General features: G+C 60.6%; 16 protein-coding genes. 9 read left to right on the top strand and 7 right to left on the bottom strand.

Annotated elements, in window-relative coordinates; all coding sequences use genetic code 11:
- Positions 1-28 precede the first annotated feature (28 nt).
- Both recO and VUN82_14975 read left to right on the top strand, forming a co-directional pair.
- Entirely contained in the window at positions 29-784 is a 756-nt protein-coding gene (recO, locus tag VUN82_14980; protein ID XAS70421.1) for a DNA repair protein RecO, read from the top strand.
- Positions 785-786: 2 nt separating this feature from the next.
- Positions 787-1611, top strand: a complete 825-nt coding sequence (locus VUN82_14975; protein XAS70420.1) for an isoprenyl transferase — start codon at positions 787-789, stop codon at positions 1609-1611.
- 34 nt (positions 1612-1645) lie between these two features.
- Here the strand turns inward: VUN82_14975 and VUN82_14970 are convergent, their stop codons facing one another.
- Genes VUN82_14970 through VUN82_14960 form a run of 3 tightly spaced genes read right to left on the bottom strand, consistent with a single transcriptional unit; the run spans position 1646 to position 5412 of the window.
- The gene (locus VUN82_14970; protein ID XAS70419.1) at positions 1646-2719 is read right to left on the bottom strand and encodes an alpha/beta hydrolase; all 1074 of its coding nucleotides are present in this window, start codon (positions 2717-2719) and stop codon (positions 1646-1648) included.
- Entirely contained in the window at positions 2716-3723 is a 1008-nt protein-coding gene (locus VUN82_14965; protein XAS70418.1) for an alpha/beta hydrolase, read from the bottom strand. Before VUN82_14965 ends, VUN82_14970 begins: the two co-directional genes overlap by 4 nt.
- 9 nt (positions 3724-3732) lie before the next feature.
- The gene (locus tag VUN82_14960; GenBank protein ID XAS70417.1) at positions 3733-5412 is read right to left on the bottom strand and encodes an FAD-binding dehydrogenase; all 1680 of its coding nucleotides are present in this window, start codon (positions 5410-5412) and stop codon (positions 3733-3735) included.
- A gap of 68 nt (positions 5413-5480) precedes the next feature.
- Between VUN82_14960 and VUN82_14955 the strand changes: the two genes are divergently transcribed.
- Positions 5481-6560, top strand: coding sequence for a quinone-dependent dihydroorotate dehydrogenase (locus VUN82_14955; protein ID XAS70416.1), 1080 nt, complete (start codon positions 5481-5483; stop codon positions 6558-6560).
- A gap of 126 nt (positions 6561-6686) precedes the next feature.
- Here VUN82_14955 and VUN82_14950 read toward each other — a convergent pair whose 3' ends face one another.
- Positions 6687-7280, bottom strand: a complete 594-nt coding sequence (locus VUN82_14950) for a DUF3043 domain-containing protein (GenBank protein XAS70415.1) — start codon at positions 7278-7280, stop codon at positions 6687-6689.
- A gap of 119 nt (positions 7281-7399) precedes the next feature.
- On the opposite strand from VUN82_14950, the gene VUN82_14945 reads away from it, so the two are divergent.
- From VUN82_14945 to VUN82_14925, 5 genes are all read left to right on the top strand, one after another.
- A complete protein-coding gene (locus VUN82_14945) occupies positions 7400-8872 on the top strand; it encodes a dipeptidase (GenBank protein XAS70414.1) in 1473 nt (490 codons plus the stop codon).
- Between the two features lie 201 nt (positions 8873-9073).
- Positions 9074-9463 carry an iron-sulfur cluster assembly accessory protein gene (locus VUN82_14940; protein XAS70413.1) on the top strand — a complete coding sequence of 130 codons (390 nt, stop codon included), beginning with the start codon at positions 9074-9076 and terminating at the stop codon, positions 9461-9463.
- A 182-nt stretch (positions 9464-9645) separates the two neighbouring features.
- Complete coding sequence (coxB, locus tag VUN82_14935) at positions 9646-10518, top strand: cytochrome c oxidase subunit II (protein XAS70412.1); 873 nt, start codon at positions 9646-9648, stop codon at positions 10516-10518.
- A gap of 10 nt (positions 10519-10528) precedes the next feature.
- The gene (gene ctaD / locus VUN82_14930; protein XAS70411.1) at positions 10529-12250 is read left to right on the top strand and encodes a cytochrome c oxidase subunit I; all 1722 of its coding nucleotides are present in this window, start codon (positions 10529-10531) and stop codon (positions 12248-12250) included.
- Positions 12247-12648 carry a cytochrome c oxidase subunit 4 gene (locus tag VUN82_14925; protein ID XAS70410.1) on the top strand — a complete coding sequence of 134 codons (402 nt, stop codon included), beginning with the start codon at positions 12247-12249 and terminating at the stop codon, positions 12646-12648. The genes ctaD and VUN82_14925 overlap by 4 nt, the downstream gene beginning before the upstream one ends.
- Before the next feature lie 110 nt (positions 12649-12758).
- Here the strand turns inward: VUN82_14925 and VUN82_14920 are convergent, their stop codons facing one another.
- Positions 12759-13052, bottom strand: a complete 294-nt coding sequence (locus tag VUN82_14920; GenBank protein ID XAS70409.1) for an HPr family phosphocarrier protein — start codon at positions 13050-13052, stop codon at positions 12759-12761.
- A gap of 164 nt (positions 13053-13216) precedes the next feature.
- On the opposite strand from VUN82_14920, the gene VUN82_14915 reads away from it, so the two are divergent.
- Positions 13217-14005, top strand: coding sequence for a GntR family transcriptional regulator (locus VUN82_14915; protein ID XAS70408.1), 789 nt, complete (start codon positions 13217-13219; stop codon positions 14003-14005).
- A gap of 103 nt (positions 14006-14108) precedes the next feature.
- Here the strand turns inward: VUN82_14915 and VUN82_14910 are convergent, their stop codons facing one another.
- Both VUN82_14910 and VUN82_14905 read right to left on the bottom strand, forming a co-directional pair.
- Entirely contained in the window at positions 14109-15782 is a 1674-nt protein-coding gene (locus VUN82_14910; GenBank protein XAS70407.1) for a cytochrome bc complex cytochrome b subunit, read from the bottom strand.
- Complete coding sequence (locus VUN82_14905; protein XAS70406.1) at positions 15760-16830, bottom strand: Rieske 2Fe-2S domain-containing protein; 1071 nt, start codon at positions 16828-16830, stop codon at positions 15760-15762. The genes VUN82_14910 and VUN82_14905 overlap by 23 nt, the downstream gene beginning before the upstream one ends.
- Positions 16831-16918: the final 88 nt, after the last annotated feature.

Here is a 16918-nt window from a genome sequence, read left to right as displayed (position 1 = left end):
GGCCACTGGCTTAGTGCGAAGATTAGTTGTGGCCAATCCCTCCTCATTTGCAGCACGGTCCTACCGGGACGATGCCGTTGTGCTCCGCACCCATAAGTTGGGCGAGGCAGATCGGATTATTACCCTGCTGACCAAGCATCACGGGCAAGTACGTGCGGTCGCAAAAGGTGTGCGCAGGACCACCAGCCGTTTCGGCGCGCGTCTGGAACCGTTCATGGTGGCGGACTTGCAGCTCATCTCGGGCCGAACTTTGGATATCGTTACCCAGGCTGTGGCCAAAGGCGCTTATGGGAGCAGTATCGCAGCGGACTATGGCCGTTTTACTGTAGCTGCTGCCATGACAGAGACGGCCGAGAAGCTTACGGACGCGGACGCCGAATCCGGCACCGCCCAGTACAACCTCTTGGTGGGTGCCCTGGCGGCGCTCAGCCGCTCGGACCATGCTCCGGAACTTATTCTGGACTCCTATCTCTTGCGCGCGTTGGCCACTGGCGGGTGGGCGCCGAGCTTTACTGACTGCGCCCGGTGCGGCAGGCCCGGACTGCACACGGCGTTTGCCGCGCCATTGGGGGGTATGGTGTGTAGCGAGTGCCGCCCTCCCGGCTCCCCGGCCCCGGCACCGGAGACCGTGGTGTTGTTGGGAGCCCTCCTGACTGGGGATTGGAACGTAGCTGACGCCTCGGATTCGCGGCATCGACGCGAAGCAGCCGGACTGGTGGCCAGTTATCTGCAATGGCATTTGGAACGCGCCTTGAAATCACTTAAACACGTGGAGCGAAGCTGACTGTGGCACTTGGCAAGAAGAGCAAGACAACCCGGGTGCGGACTTCGCCCATAGTGGCCCCTTACGGACATCCTTCAGGTGCCGTTCCGCCCAGCATTCCAAGTGAACTTATTCCGCAGCACGTAGCCATTGTCATGGATGGCAACGGCCGTTGGGCCAACCAGCGGGGATTGCCCCGCATTGAAGGGCACAAGGCCGGTGAGCCTGCACTGTTGGACGTGATGGCCGGAGCCATCGAACTAGGCATCAAGTACGTCAGCGTGTATGCGTTTTCCACGGAGAACTGGCGACGATCCCCGGAGGAAGTCCGCTTCCTGATGGGATTTAACAAGGATGTGCTACGTCGCCAACGGAACCAACTCGATGAATGGGGAGTCCGTATCCGCTGGGCCGGTCGACGGCCGCGCCTCTGGGGTTCGGTGATTCGTGAGCTTGAAGAGGCCGAGGAATTTACCAAGGCCAACGACACCTGCACGTTGACCATGTGTGTTAATTACGGCGGGCGGGCGGAAATCGCCGACGCCGTCTCGGCCATTGCCGAGGACGTTGCCGCCGGGCGGCTCAAGCCGGGATCGGTGACGGAAAAGACCATCCAGAAGTACCTGGACGAGCCAGACCTTCCTGACGTAGACCTCTTCCTGCGCAGCTCCGGGGAGCAGAGATTGTCAAACTTCCTGCTGTGGCAGTCCGCCTACGCTGAATTCGTCTTCATGGACACCCTGTGGCCTGACGTTGACAGGCGCACGCTCTGGGACGCCGTCGAGATTTACGCCAAGCGTGACCGGCGCTACGGTGGCGCGATAGATGCGGCGCCCGCAGCAAATTAGCACGGGTCTGCCACTTCAACATGGTCCTGCTACTTCAATACGGGTAGGACGAAAGCCAGACCGACACGTCACGGTACGCCTGTTGGCGAATGGTCCTTCGCGACAAGAAGATGTCATGCAGAGCCCCTGGGTAGCGGAACACGGCCGTCCGCCTTCCCAGGCCGAGCGCACGCCGGGATGTCTCCTCGACGTCGATCACGGCGTCGGCCCTCATGAGGTCTGCTGTCCATTCGGACTGGATCCTGGTCCGGCCTGATAAAAGGACCAGGACCGGGGCGTCTATGTTCAGTTTTCGCTCCACCGCTTTGTGGCCGGCAAGCACTGCCTTCGTCCAACCAGCGCGGATGGGGAATGAGGCCCGCGGCCGCCAGACAGAATCCAGCACCCATTCGCCGTGGGCCTGGTTGCTGACGCTCTCCCAGTACGCAGGCATTTCGGGGAACCTGAACGGACGCTTGGGGTCGGTTCGCGCGAAGGGCTCCACCAGATGCATGGCGATGCTGCGAACCAAGCTGCTGCCCTGAAGCTCCAGCCAAGGCGAGTTCAGGACCAGTGACCCGATCCGGCGCGGATGGCGGTCAGCCCACAACGAAGCAATCAGCCCGCCCAAGGAGTGCGCGACCATATGAATGGTCGGTGATGCTGGGTTGTTGGTCCTGGCCACAACATCCCGTTCGATCTCCAGCAAGGCCGCCTCGATGTCTTGGTCGTAGACAGCCAGGTCAGTGGTGTATCCGGGTGTCTGACCGGGCAACAGGCTCCGTCCAAATTTCCGAAGGTCCAGCGCGTAGAAATGAAAGCCGGACGCCGTCAGGTACTCGGCGAGTTCGGTCTGCAGGAAGTAGTCAGCCCAGCCGTGCAAGTAGAGGACCACTCGCGGCGCCCCCGTGGGATCCATGGACGCCTCACGTCGCTTGCGTTGTGTGAAGGAGGATAGAAAATCGAGGATGCCGTGAGGAGTTGGGGCCGTAACTGGCGGGGCATGCCTGACGAGTGTGGCTTTGACCGGTCCTTCCTCGTCAGGGGAGAGGGGAAGTTCCAGACGTTCGTATCCGGTGCCCAGGATGTCCGGTTGCCACAGAGATACCGATTCTTCAGTGGTGGTCATGCGTCCCCTTCCTGCCGTACCTGCGGCAACTCACTTTCCATGTACCCGCGAATCCATCGTGAAAGCCTCGCGTAGGCATCTGCCCTGACCTTGGGTGCGGACAGGAAGACATCATGCAGCCCGCCATCCACTCTCTCCAGGGTTACGCTGCGACCCAAGGCCATGGCACGCAGTGCGATGATGCCCACGTCCAGCACCGCATCCGAACGTCGCATGGACTCCTGCCACACCATTCCGTTGGCGCTGGCAGCCGATGTCAGGACCAGGACCGGGATGTCCAGGTCCAGGCCGCGTGCAACCTGTGAGTGTCCGGCCAAGACGGCGCTAAGCCAACCTGCCCTGACGGGAAAGGCCAGCGGAGGCCGGTACTTTTCGTCCAGCGGCCATTCGCCCTCGGCGGTATTGCTGATGCTCCGGAAGTAGAATCCGCGCTCCGGCAGCCTTAAAACCATCTCGGGCCGGACCCTGGCAATGGGTCCCACCATGACTTGCGCGGCCCGCCTGACAATCGAGCTGCCATGCATTTCGAGCCAAGGGCTGTTTAGTATCAGGTGTTGCACCTGGCCTGGGTGTTTGCTCGTCCACAGTGCTGCAATGAGGCCTCCGGTGGAATGGCCCATCATGGCAACGCCATTCGGGCGAGGTCCCGGGCTTTCGCTGTGGATGACCTCGAGGGCACGGCTGATTTCGGCGTCGTAGTCTCCAAGGTTGGCCACGTAGCCGCCCGGCGAACCTGAAGTCAGGCTCCTTCCATGGTTGTGCATGTCCAATGCATAGAAGTCATAGCCGTGCCTTGCCCAAAACCTGGCGAGTTCCACGTTGAAGAAGTAGTCGCTCCAGCCATGCAGGAACAGCAACGCGCCACGGGTTGCCTCGGCCTCCTGGGTCATCGACTCCGGCCTGTGACGGACCAAGGTTGCCCGCCGCACCACACCGTCAGGTCCTTCCACGTCCAGGGCGCATGACTGGAAGTCCATTCCGAGGATATCCGCCGACCACTCCATGCCTTCAGCTTAGACATCCGCCGCGGTTTCGCGTCCCGCGGACCTGCCTGTGAAAAGGCATCCACCCAGGAAGGTTCCCTCCAGCGCCCTGTACCCATGGATACCGCCTCCGCCGAAGCCCGCCGCTTCACCTGCAGCGTAAAGGCCCGGGATCACTCGGCCTTCCTGATCCAGGACCCTAGATCGGAGGTCAGTCTGCAGCCCTCCCAGACTCTTCCTTGTGAGGACGGACAGCCTGATGGCAATGAGCGGCCCATGGGCAGGATCCGCCAGGCGGTGTGGGGGAGCCACCCTCATCAGTTTGTCAGTGGCAAAACGGCGGGCCGCCCGGATAGCAGCCAGTTGGGGGTCCTTGCCCAGCCCGCTGGACACTTGAAGGTCCCGGGCCCGTACCAGCGCCTCCAAGCGCTCAGCGCTGATCAGTTGATTCCCCGTGAGTGCGTTCATCTTCCCGGCAAGGTCATGTGGTGAGGATCCCTGAATGAAGTCGATGCCTTTGTCCAGGAAACGTTGTATGGGAGTATCGCTGCCTGGTTTCAGTCGGGAAACGAGCAGTGACACGTCCCTCCCCGTCAGGTCCGGGTTCTGCTCGGATCCTGAAAGCGCAAGTTCCTTGAGCGCAATGGTGCGGTTCAGGACGAACCATGAATGACTGTGACCGGTGGCGACGATGTGGCGAAGCGCGCCAAGGGAATCGAAGCCCGGGAACAGGGGCGCAGGCAATTGGCGCCCTTCGGCATCCAACCACAGGGATGACGGACCAGGCAGGATGCGGATGCCGTGCTTGGGCCACACCGGATCGTAATTGTGGATTCCCTCCGGGTAGTGCCACATGCGGTCTCCGTTCACCAACGCTGCACCGCCGGACTCCGCAATAAGAAGGAAATCGCCATCCACTGAAGCGGGTACACCGCTGAGCATATCGGCCGGTGCAGCATTGCCCGGCCACTGTCGACGCACCGTCCCGTGATTTCCGCCGATGCCGCCTGTCGTCACTACGACAGCGCCCGCCGTGGCTTCGAAACCCCCGACGGCGGCTCGCGAGGACGCTTGGCCGCGCACCGCCGTCGAGGGTTCCAGTATCTGGCCCGAGACACCCGCCACCCGGCCGGCCGTCGTCGTCAGCGAAGTAGCCCTATGCCGGAAGTGCAGCGATACCCTCCCGGCCCGGACACCTTCCTGGACCTTGGCCAGAAACGGTTCCACGAGGGCGGGGCCCGTTCCCCACGTGACGTGGAATCGGGGAACCGTGTTTCCATGTCCCTGGGGGCCGTAACCCCCGCGTTCTGCCCATTGCACCAAAGGGAAGATGCCGACGTCGAGGCTCTTCAACCAGGCGCGCTTCTCACCGGAGGCAAACTGGACGTAGGCCTCGGTCCACTGCCGCGCCATCGCATCGTGTTCTCGGTCAAAGCCTGCGGAGGCCATCCAGTCCGAGAGCGCTAATTCAGCGCTGTCCCTGACACCGAGCCGGCGTTGCTCGGGGGTGTCAACCATGAACAGGCCCCCGAAGGACCAATGCGCCTGCCCACCCAGGGATGCCGCTGGTTCCTGGTCCAGGATCGCTACGCGTTTGCCTGCCGCGTAGGCAGTTGCAGCGGCTACCAGCCCGGACAAGCCTGCACCTACAACGATGACGTCGGCGAGGATTCGATTCCCATGATCTGCATCACGATCTTGTAGCGGCATGCGTACATGCTAGCCGCAGGCAAGGTCACGGGTTTGGTGTGTTGTCCGTAAACCGGAAAACTAGGACCATGCGTGTTTACCCCACCTTCTTCAAGCTCGCCTTCTCCTGGATGGATGCCGAGAAAGCACACAAGATCGGCTTTCAAGCGATCCGGGCGGCCCACCGCACCGGTGCAGGCCGGGTTCTTGCCAGGATCACAGCTCCGGATGCTTCCCTTCGAACTGAGGCTTTTGGGTTGACGTTCCCCTCTCCCTTCGGCTTGGCGGCCGGCTTTGACAAGGAAGGCCATGGAATCGAAGCGCTGGCCGAACTGGGGTTTGGCCATGTAGAGGTGGGAACCATTACCGGGCAGGCTCAGCCGGGCAACGAAAAGCCGCGTTTGTTCCGATTGATCGAGGACCGCGCCGTCATCAACCGCATGGGCTTCAATAACGATGGCGCAGCAGCAGTTGCTCCGCGGCTCAAGTCGGCGAAAGCTGCCCTGCAGCGCCTGCATGCCGATGTACGACCCGTGATTGGTGTCAACATCGGTAAGACGAAAGTTGTTGAGCTGGATGAGGCCACAGAAGACTACCTCGTCAGCGCCCGGAGCCTCGCTCCCGCCGCCGACTACCTGGTGGTCAACGTCAGTTCGCCCAACACGCCGGGACTACGGCTGCTTCAGAACGTGGAAACTCTGCGGCCTTTGCTCCGGGCCGTAGGGGATGCGGCAGATGAAGCTGCTGGCCGCCATGTTCCGCTCCTGGTCAAGATTGCGCCAGACCTGAGCAACGAGGACATCGACGACGTCGCCCGGCTTGCCCTTGACCTCAGGCTGGACGGCATCATCGCCACCAACACCACCATCGCCCGTGAGGGGCTCACCACTGATGCCGCGATGGTTGGATCACTGGGAGCGGGCGGGCTTTCAGGTGCCCCGCTGAAGCAGCGATCACTGGAGGTCCTGCGACGACTCAAGGACGCCGTGGGAGATCAGCTCGTACTCATTGCCGTGGGTGGCGTGGAGTCAGCCCAGGATGTCCAGGACCGTTTGAATGCAGGCGCAACCCTGGTGCAGGGATACACGGCGTTCCTTTACGAGGGCCCGTTCTGGGCATCGCGTATTAACAAGGGCCTGGCGAAGATCCGGAAGCGTAACTCCCGCTAGGCCAGGGCTGCCGTTGGTCCAGGGCCTCCATCCAGGAGCCAGGACGAAGGCGACAATACGAAGACCCCGGACCAATGGTCCGGGGTCTTCGTATAAGTAGTGGGTTGGGGCCTCTTCAGCGTGGCGCTAAGCGGGGTACTGGCCGCGCTTGACCTGCGGCTTGGGGAGGCGGAGCTTGCGGAACTGCAGGGCGCGCATACATCCATACCAGACTGATCCACGCTCGACTTCACCGAACTTCTCGCCCAGGCGCTTACGGAGCTTGCGTGAAAGGATGAAAACATCGACAAAGACGGCAAGGAACATGATCCAGAAGCCAATCAGGACATACGTAATCTGTGAACTGCTGGCCGGGATGATCAGGGAGATGACCACGAACAGCAGGGCTCCGAACATCAGGTATTCACCGAGGCTGAACCGGGCATCGACGTAATCCCGAACGAAACGCTTCTGGGGTCCCTTGTCCCTCAGGGGCAGGTACTTTTCGTCACCCGTGTCCAATGCCTGCCGCATCTTCTGCCGCTGGTCCTGAACCGCTACCCGTTCGGCCTCCTTGGAAGCTTTGCGGTCAGTGGGCACCAACGGGCGCTTGCGGGCTGCCTCCTGGTCCTTCCGCTTGGGCGTAGGGGCGCCCTTTCCGACGCCCGGTTCCTGGGCGGCGGCCTGGGCCTGGTCTACTACTGCTTGAGCGCTGGGCTCTTCCTTTTTGCGTCCGAACACCCATACAGAATACCCCGCAGGAAGGTGGCGCAGGTTACGGGCACACCGTGGTTCGGTGGGCGTGTGGCAGCCTGCCGCGCCTTCCGTCGCCGCCTCTTGGCCAGCTGTAAAGTTTGGGCATGACATCAGCACATGCGGAGACCCCGCAGAATCAGCGACGGAACTCCGGCCACAGCATGGAGGGTCCGTCGTCGAACCAGGTCATCGACTCCAATGGCGTGGCCGCTCTGGCCAAAGCAGTAGATGAATCATTTAGCGCTACCCTCGGCTCGTTAAAGGACCTCGTCGGGATCCCCGGAATCGCGTGGCCCAGTTTCGACCCCGCCGAGCTGGAGCGCAGCGCTGAAGCTGTCGTCTCCTTGGTAAGGGCAACGGGAATGGATGACGTCCGAATTCTTCGCTGCGACAAATTGGATGGAACGCCCGGTGGTCCCGCCGTCGTCGCCCGCCGTCCGGCCCGCGACGGTCAGCCGACGATTCTGTTGTACGCGCACCATGACGTCCAGCCTCCAGGCGATCGAAATCTTTGGGCTTCCGAGCCTTTCATCGCGGAGGAGCGGGAAGGCCGGCTCTATGGTCGTGGCGCTGCTGACGACAAAGCCGGCATCATGGCCCATCTGGCGGCTTACGCCGCTGCTACGAAAGTCCTGAGGGATGAGTTTGGCCTGGGCGTAACCTTCTTCTTTGAAGGCGAAGAAGAAGCGGGTTCACCCACGTTTCGGACATTCCTTGAGGAACATCGTGAGCTTCTCCGCTCCGACGTGATCGTGGTGGCGGACTCCAGCAACTGGAAGGTCGGCATTCCCGCCTTAACTACCAGCCTGCGTGGGCTCGTGGATGGCACCTTCGAAGTCCGTGTGCTGGAGCATGCGGTGCATTCGGGAATGTACGGTGGCCCGCTGCTGGACGCCCCCACCCTGTTGTCCCGTCTCATCGCGACGCTCCACGACGACGAAGGAAACGTCGCCGTGGCGGGCCTGGTGGGAAATGACGACGTTGCGGTTGACCTGACCGAGGCAGAATACCGCGCTGACGCTTCAGTGCTCGACGGCGTCAAACTTGCCGGGAGCGGGACGATCGGCTCGCGTTTGTGGACCAAGCCGGCGTTGTCCATCATCGGCATGGATGTTCCCGCTGTTGCCGTTGCCTCAAATACGCTCATTCCCGCAGCCCGGGCGAAATTCAGCATGCGCCTGGCACCCGGTCAGGATCCTGACGCCGCCATGGAGGCTTTAAGGAACCACGTTCAGTCCCGTGCACCATTCGGTGCAGAAGTAACATTCACGCCGGGGGAGCGAGGAAATGCCTTCGCGACCGATACCTCGTCAGCAGCTGCCAGGGTGGCACTCTGGGCCCTGGGGGAGGCCTGGGGAGTCCAACCAGTGGAAATGGGAATCGGCGGTTCCATCCCGTTCATTGCCGACCTGACCGAGATGTATCCCGATGTCCAGATTCTGGTAACAGGTGTAGAAGATCCGGATTCCCGCGCCCACAGTGCCAACGAATCACTGCACATCGGCGATTTCCGTAACGCTGTGCTGGCCGAGGCGCTGATGCTGGCGCGGCTTAATGTCGAAGGCCTGGACCGGTAAGCAGCGCATTGGCGTTACGGGGGGACTCTTTCCGTGGGCGGTCGAGCACGCCGGGAACAAGTAATTGCCGTCCGTGGTTACGTCAGAAGTTATAGCTCAGCGTCTGCGCGACGTAGCATGGAGCTATAACCCGTACGTAATTGGGTAAGGGCAGGCTGCGTTCCGGCGCCGCCGCCAGAAGCGTCATAAGAAGGTAGGCCAATGAGCACTGCAACCAACGAAAACAGCACCGGAGCACAGCTCGTCCCCGACGAGGAGCTTCTCACGCATGAGGTCAATCTGACCGATGTCGCGGCAGGCAAGGTCCGTAGCCTCCTCGAACAGGAAGGGCGCACCGATCTGCGGCTGCGCGTTGCAGTCCAGCCGGGCGGCTGCTCCGGCTTGATCTACCAGCTCTACTTCGACGAGCGCCTCCTCGACGGCGACGCCGTCCGCGACTACGACGGCGTTGAGGTCGTAGTCGACAAGATGAGCGTCCCTTACCTGAGTGGGGCCAGCATCGACTTCGAGGACACCATCTCGAAGCAGGGCTTCACCATTGATAACCCGAACGCCGGTGGGTCTTGCGCTTGCGGCGATTCGTTCCACTGACGTGAGCTATCGCCGCATGTCGGCGCCCCTCTGCATGCGTTCCAACGCATTCGGAGCCACGGCGCCGACATGTGCGCGAAAACCGCTTCATAGCGGTAAGCTCTACATCGGGTAGTAAAACTTTTAGTGTGCCCGGTGGCCTTTGGCCTGCCGGGAGACAGCAACAAGAGGAAGGGCCGTCTGTGAGTTCGCAGAACCGAACCGGCAGCCGACGCATAAAGATCACCTCGATCACTGGCTTGGCACTAGCCGGCGCGTTGGTTTTGACCGGATGTTCACCAGAGGTAGAGAAGGGTTGGCTGCCAACTGAGCGCGGCACGACCAACCACACTGACCGGATCATGGACCTCTGGGTCAACTCATGGATCGCCGCCTTGGCAGTCGGTATCATCACGTGGGGCCTTCTGGTCTGGTGCATCATCGCTTACCGGCGCCGCAAGGGCACCATTGGATTCCCGAAGCAGCTCAGCTACAACCTGCCGCTTGAGGTCTTCTACTTGACCATTCCGCTGTTCATGGTGCTGGTGTTCTTCTACTTCACCGACCAGGACCAGCGCGCGATCGATGACCGCTCACAGCCGGCAGACGTCGTCATTGACGTGCGCGGCAAGCAGTGGGCTTGGGACTTCAACTACAAAAAGGGCCAGGTCATCAACGAAGACCTCCACGAGGCCGGCGTTCAGGCTCACCTGACCGGCAACGAGGTCAACAAGGACCTGCTTCCCACGCTGTACTTGCCTGTTGGCAAGTCGGTTGACCTGGAGCTGAACTCCCGCGATGTCATCCACTCTTTCTGGGTTCCGGCCTTCCTGCAGAAGCGGGACATGATCCCCGGCAAGACCAACTACATCAGGTTCACTCCCACCAAGGAGGGCACTTTCGATGGCAAGTGCGCCGAACTCTGCGGTGAATACCACTCCGAAATGCTGTTCCGCGTCAAGGTTGTCTCCGAGTCTGAATTCCAGGACCACATGGACAAGCTTCGCCAGGACGGCAACACGGGCCTGCTCGGTGCGGAATACGACCGCAACCCGGACCTGATCGAAACCAAGTAAGGGGAGCGACGTGGCTACTTACACTCAATCCGCCGGGACCCTAGAGGCTCCCGTAGTTCCTAAATCCAAGGGACGCATAGTCGTCAACTGGATCACCTCCACGGACCACAAGACCATCGGGTACATGTACCTCATTGCGTCCTTCGTGTTCTTCTGCCTCGGCGGCGTCATGGCGCTGCTGATCCGTGCTGAACTGTTCGAACCCGGTATGCAGATCCTGCAGACCAAGGAACAGTACAACCAGATGTTCACGATGCACGGCACCGTGATGCTGCTGATGTTTGCGACACCACTGTTTGCGGGCTTCACGAACGTCATCATGCCCCTGCAGATTGGCGCCCCCGACGTCGCCTTCCCGCGATTGAACGCGCTGGCCTTCTGGTTCTTCCTCTTCGGCTCCACCATTGCTGTGTCCGGCTTCATCACGCCACAGGGTGCTGCATCGTTCGGCTGGTTCGCGTATGCGCCACTGTCGAACACCACCTTTACGCCCGGCGTCGGCGGTGACCTGTGGGTCTTCGGCCTCGCACTGTCGGGCTTCGGTACCATCCTTGGTGCCGTCAACTTCATCACCACGATCATCTGCATGCGTGCCCCCGGCATGACCATGTGGCGCATGCCGATCTTCACCTGGAATGCCCTGGTGACGTCCATCCTCGTCCTTATGGCGTTCCCGCCGCTGGCCGCTGCCCTGTTCGCCCTCGGTGCGGACCGCAAATTTGGTGCCCACATTTTCGACCCCGAAAACGGCGGCGCCGTCCTCTGGCAGCACCTCTTCTGGTTCTTCGGCCACCCCGAGGTGTACATCATCGCCCTGCCGTTCTTCGGCATCGTGTCCGAGATTTTCCCGGTCTTCAGCCGGAAGCCGATCTTTGGTTACAAGGGCCTTGTGTACGCAACCATCGCAATTGCGGCGCTGTCCGTGACCGTCTGGGCACACCACATGTACGTGACCGGTTCGGTGCTCCTTCCGTTCTTCGCGTTCATGACCATGTTGATTGCGGTGCCCACCGGCGTGAAATTCTTCAACTGGATCGGTACGCTGTGGCAGGGTTCCATCACCTTCGAGACTCCGATGCTCTGGAGCATCGGCTTCCTGGTGACCTTCCTGTTTGGTGGCCTCACGGGTATTATCCTTGCGTCCCCGCCACTGGACTTCCACGTCTCGGACTCCTACTTCGTGGTGGCACACTTCCACTACGTGGTCTTCGGTACGGTTGTGTTCGCCATGTTCGCCGGCTTCTACTTCTGGTGGCCGAAGTGGACCGGCAAGATGCTGAACGAGCGTCTCGGCAAGATTCACTTCTGGCTTCTATTCCTTGGCTTCCACGGCACCTTCCTGATCCAGCACTGGCTGGGTGTTGAGGGTATGCCCCGCCGTTACGCCGACTACATGCCGCAGGACAACTTCACTTGGATGAACCAGTTCTCCACGATCTCCTCCTTCGTCCTGGGTGCATCCCTGCTGCCGTTCTTCTGGAATGTCTACATCACGTGGCGCAGCAACAAGAAGGTGGAAGTTGATGACCCTTGGGGCTTCGGAGCGTCGCTTGAATGGGCGACTTCCTGCCCGCCGCCGCGCCACAACTTCACATCGCTGCCCCGTATCCGTTCGGAGCGCCCGGCACTGGACCTGCACCACCCTGAGTTGGCCCAGGTCCACACCGCCCAGTCCCCGGACCCCGCAGCAGTGCTGCTAGGCAACGCCGACCAGAAGGACGTTCGCAAGTGAAAATTGAATCGTGGCTCTTTGGAGCAGGAGCATTCTTCTTCATCCCGGTCGCCATCGCCTACGGCTTCCTGACGGAATGGCATGAGTGGGTCGGCGTTCTGGGCATTCTCCTGGTTGGCGGTCTCGTAGGCATGATCGGCGCTTACCTGGGCTTTACTGGCAAGCGAATTGGCATGCGTCCAGAAGACCGCCCTGATGCTGAAATTCACGAGGGCGCGGGTGAACAGGGGCACTTCAGCCCTTGGAGCTGGTGGCCGCTGGTTCTCGGCATTGCATGCGCAAGCGGCTTCCTGGGCCTTGCGGTGGGTTTCTGGATCACCTTCATCGCGGGTGGCATTGCCGTTGTGGCACTGGTCGGCTGGGTCTTCGAATACAGCCGTGGCGACCACGCGCACTAGCAACAAAACAGCATAACGACGACGGGCCCCACCTTCTGGTGGGGCCCGTCGTCGTTGTCTCTATGGGTGGTCGCTGGCCTTAGATAGTGTCCTGGGCCATTATTGGGGTTTCAGCGGGCGTGAGTGCCCTCCAGCACAGCAGAGAGCCCACGAAGGGCACTGTTGGCGGCGGAGACACTTTGGCCGTCCTGGAGGCCGTCCAGCGCGACTTCAAGGAGCACCTCGCAGCCATGGCCAAAGTCTTCTGTCATGACTTCCAGGAGGGAGCGTGCGTCTACTGGCGGTCCGTCAGGCTTCCTTATCGTCACTGGCAGGCCTGTCTCAGTTACTGCGCGGACAAATATGGCTGCTGCTCGCGCATGCAAGCCAATCTCTGCTGCGACGAAGGATTTCTGCTCCAGCAAGCCAGCTCCTTTGCTAGGACGGAATATGCGTCCGTGAAATTTGATCCATACAAGCGTAGCCGCTGCTTGGCCTGCTCTCCATATCGAGGACTCCGGCTGGTCTAGACCTGTGCCCTGACTGATCTACCCTTAATGCATGACTCATTTGATGTTGGGCGCTCGTCATGCCTGAAGCCGCGAGTATCGCCGGTGAAATTGACCGGACCAGCAGCACTCCCATTTACATCCAACTCCGTGAGATATTGAGGAGTTTCATAGCCCAGTCATGCCCTCCTGGTTCGTCGCTGCCGTCCGAAAGGGACCTCTCGCTAAGGTTTGGCCTTGCAAGGATGACGGTACGGCAGGCCATTGATGCGCTGGTGGGCGAAGAAGTCATTGAGCGTGTGGTGGGACTAGGCACGTTCGTGAAGAAGCCCAAACTTGATCTTCAAGTGAAGCTGACCTCCTATAGCGAGGAGATGCAACGACGCGGGATGGTGCCGGCTGCCAAGGTGTTGAGTTTCGAACAGATTGCTGCCAGTGCCTTTCTGGCGCGGGAGCTACAGCTCGAGGAAGGCACGCCGTTGGTCCGTTTCAGGCGGTTGCTGTTGGCCGACAACGAACCTATGAGCGTCGACGAGAATTTCATTCCGGCGCACCGTGTCCCCGGACTATTGGATGAGGCGCCGCCCACGTCGCTCTACAACGTCCTCAGCGAACGCTTCGGCCTGGTCATGGAATGGGGAGAGGACATGATCGAGGCAACCGCTGCATCCCCCTCCACGGCAAGGCTGTTGAACGTGGATGTGGGCTCGCCGCTGCTGAAGATCCAACGTCATGCCTTCGTGGCCCGCGCAATGGTGGACTACTCTGTTTCGTACTATCGGGCAGATCGCTACAAGCTCTGGGTTCCTCTGCAGCGACCAGGCGTGCGGCCCACACGCAACTATTCCTCTGGTTATCGAACTCAATAGCGCCGGAAGCGGTCCGTAACGGTCCGCTCGTGACAAACAGTAGATGCAACAGGGAAGGGCACGATCCATATGGATCGTGCCCTTCCCTTTTTTCAAGCCGGAACTAGTGGCTGAGACTCTTCTGGTCCTCGCTGGCTTCGATGGCCTCGTGGTGGCCATGCGCGTGTGCTGCTTCAAGTTCCGCAGGAGTTGCCGGAGCAACACGGTCTTCGAAGAACCACTTGGAGAGCGCTGCACGCCGCTTTTCCTGGCGGGTTACGACACCGTGTTCGTTCGGCGTCGCGGGCAACGGAACCGGGGATTCGAATCCAACAAGCTTGTAGCGCTTGTACTCGTCCAGGGGAGCGTGTACCTCGATGAACTCACCGTGGGGGAGCCGTACGATGCGGCCGGTCTCACGCCCGTGGAGGGCGATCTCGCGGTCCTTACGCTGCAGAGCGAGTGCGATTCGCTTGGTCACGATGAACGCGAGGATCGGGCCGATGAAGAACAGTGTGCGCAACCAGTACGTGACATCGTTCAGGGATACGTGGAAGTGCGTTGCGATGAGGTCCGAGCCTGCCGCTGCCCACATGACGCAGTACCAAGTGAAGCCTGCAACACCGATCGCGGTACGGGTGGGTGCGTTACGGGGACGGTCAAGGACGTGGTGCTCACGGTTGTCCTTGGTTACCCAGCGTTCGATCCACGGGTACATGAACAGCACGGTGAAGATGATGCCCGCGGGCACGAGTGCCGGCAGCAGGACGTTCAGCGTCAGCGTGTGTCCGAAGATGATGTATTCGAAGTGGAAGTTGTTGATGACGCCAGGCATGAGGCGAAGAGCGCCGTCAACAAATCCGATGTACCAGTCAGGCTGGGTACCGGCGGAAACCGGGGAGGGGTCGTAAGGACCGTAGTTCCAGATCGGGTTGATCGTAAAGGCAGCTGCCATAAGGGCCAGGACGCCGAAGACGATGAAGAAGAACCCGCCAGCCTTGGCTGCGTAAACCGGGCCAAGGGGGTAACCGACGACGTTGCCGTCGTTACGTCCCGGGCCGGGGTACTGGGTGTGCTTGTGCACGACGACCATGAACAGGTGAATCACGATCATGAGCAGAATCAGCGCCGGAACCAGAAGGATATGAAGCACATAGAGACGACCAATGATCGCTGTGCCCGGGAATTCTCCGCCGAAGAGGAAGAACGAGATGTAGGTACCAATGACCGGAATGGACTTGATAACGCCATCGATGATGCGCAGACCGTTGCCGGAAAGGAGGTCATCGGGGAGGGAGTAGCCAGTGAAGCCGGCAGCCATGGCCAGAATCAGCAGGACGCCGCCCACTACCCAGTTCATTTCACGCGGCTTGCGGAACGCGCCGGTGAAGAAGACGCGCAGCATGTGGACACCCAGGGAGGCCACGAACAGCAGCGCCGCCCAGTGGTGCACCTGGCGCATGAAGAGGCCACCGCGGACATCGAAGGAGATGTTCAGTGATGAGCTGTAAGCCACGGACATTTCGACGTTGTACAACGGCGTGTAGGAACCCTGGTAGTGGGTTTCAGCCATCGAGGGATCGAAGAAGAAGGTCAGGAAGGTGCCCGACATCAGGAGGATGACGAAGGAATACAGCGCCACCTCACCGAACATGAATGACCAGTGGTCCGGGAAGACCTTGCGTCCGAACTCGCGCAGGATGCCGGAGCCACCTACACGTTCGTCCACGAAATCAGTGAAACGGCCAACTTTGGTCTTCGCTACGAAGGGGGCTTCAGCTGTTGATGAGGCGCTCATGCTCGTCACGCTCCCAGTAACTCGGTCCTACAGGTTCTTTGAAGTCGCTGGTGGCGACGAGGTAGCCTTCTGCGTCAACTGCGATGGGCAGTTGGGGGAGCGGACGGCTGGCCGGTCCAAAGATGACCTTGCATTCCTGCGTGAGGTCGAACGTGGACTGGTGGCACGGGCACAGAAGGTGGTGTGTCTGCTGCTCGTAAAGAGCAACCGGGCAACCAACGTGTGTGCAGATCTTGGAGTAGGCAACAATGCCGTTGTAGCTCCAGTTCTCGCGGCCCTCAGAGGGGTTCAGCGAGTTCGGATCCAGGCGCATCAGCAGAACTACGGCCTTGGCCTTTGCGTTCAGCTTGCCCTCGTGAAGTTCGTTGAGGCCTTCGGGAATAACGTGGAATGCAGAACCGATGGTGACATCCGAAGCCTTGATGGGAGTGCCATCGGGATCGCGCGTCAGTCGTTTGAGCTTGCCACCTTCAGGAGCCCACATGGTGTGTGCGAGCTTGTCATCAGGACGCGGTCCCAGATCGCCGAAAATGGCGAGAGCAGGAAGCGGGGCAAGGGCAACGGCGCCAAGAAGGGTGTTGCGGATCAGTGGGCGACGCTTAATGCCGGTTTCCTCGACGATGTCGTCGACGATGCGCACCGCAGCCTGGCGATCTTCCTCGTGACGGATAGCGTGGCGCTCTTCCGACACCTCGTGATCCGGCATCAAGGCCTTGGCCCAGTGCACGATGCCGGTGCCGATGCCAAGCATTGCGAACGCCGTACCCAGGCCCAGGAGCAGGTTCTGGGTACGGATGTTTGCAATCGTCGAATCGTCGCCCAAATCGATGGCGAAGTACGCCACCAGGAAGATCAGCGTGCCGATGACAGAGGTGCCAAACAAAATGGCTACCTGACGCTCGGCTCGCTTTGCGGCTACCGGGTCCGTGTCAGCCAGGCGCAAACGATGCGGAGGAAGTCCAGGATCCTGGAACTTCTCCACTTCATTCTGACCAGCCGTAGCTACGGTGCCCGAGTGGTTCGGACTGCCGTCACTATGGTTGCCCATAATTCGCCTCATCCTTCTCTCGTTGTCTCGGCCTGGGCCGAGTTAATTTTCAGTTCGAAACTGCTGACCATGCAGCAGAAGTTTGTTG

The sequence above is a fragment of the Micrococcaceae bacterium Sec5.1 genome (assembly GCA_039636795.1).
GTDB lineage: Bacteria > Actinomycetota > Actinomycetes > Actinomycetales > Micrococcaceae > Arthrobacter.
Note: the sequence above shows the minus strand (reverse complement) of the source record. Positions and strands in the feature narration are given on the sequence as shown.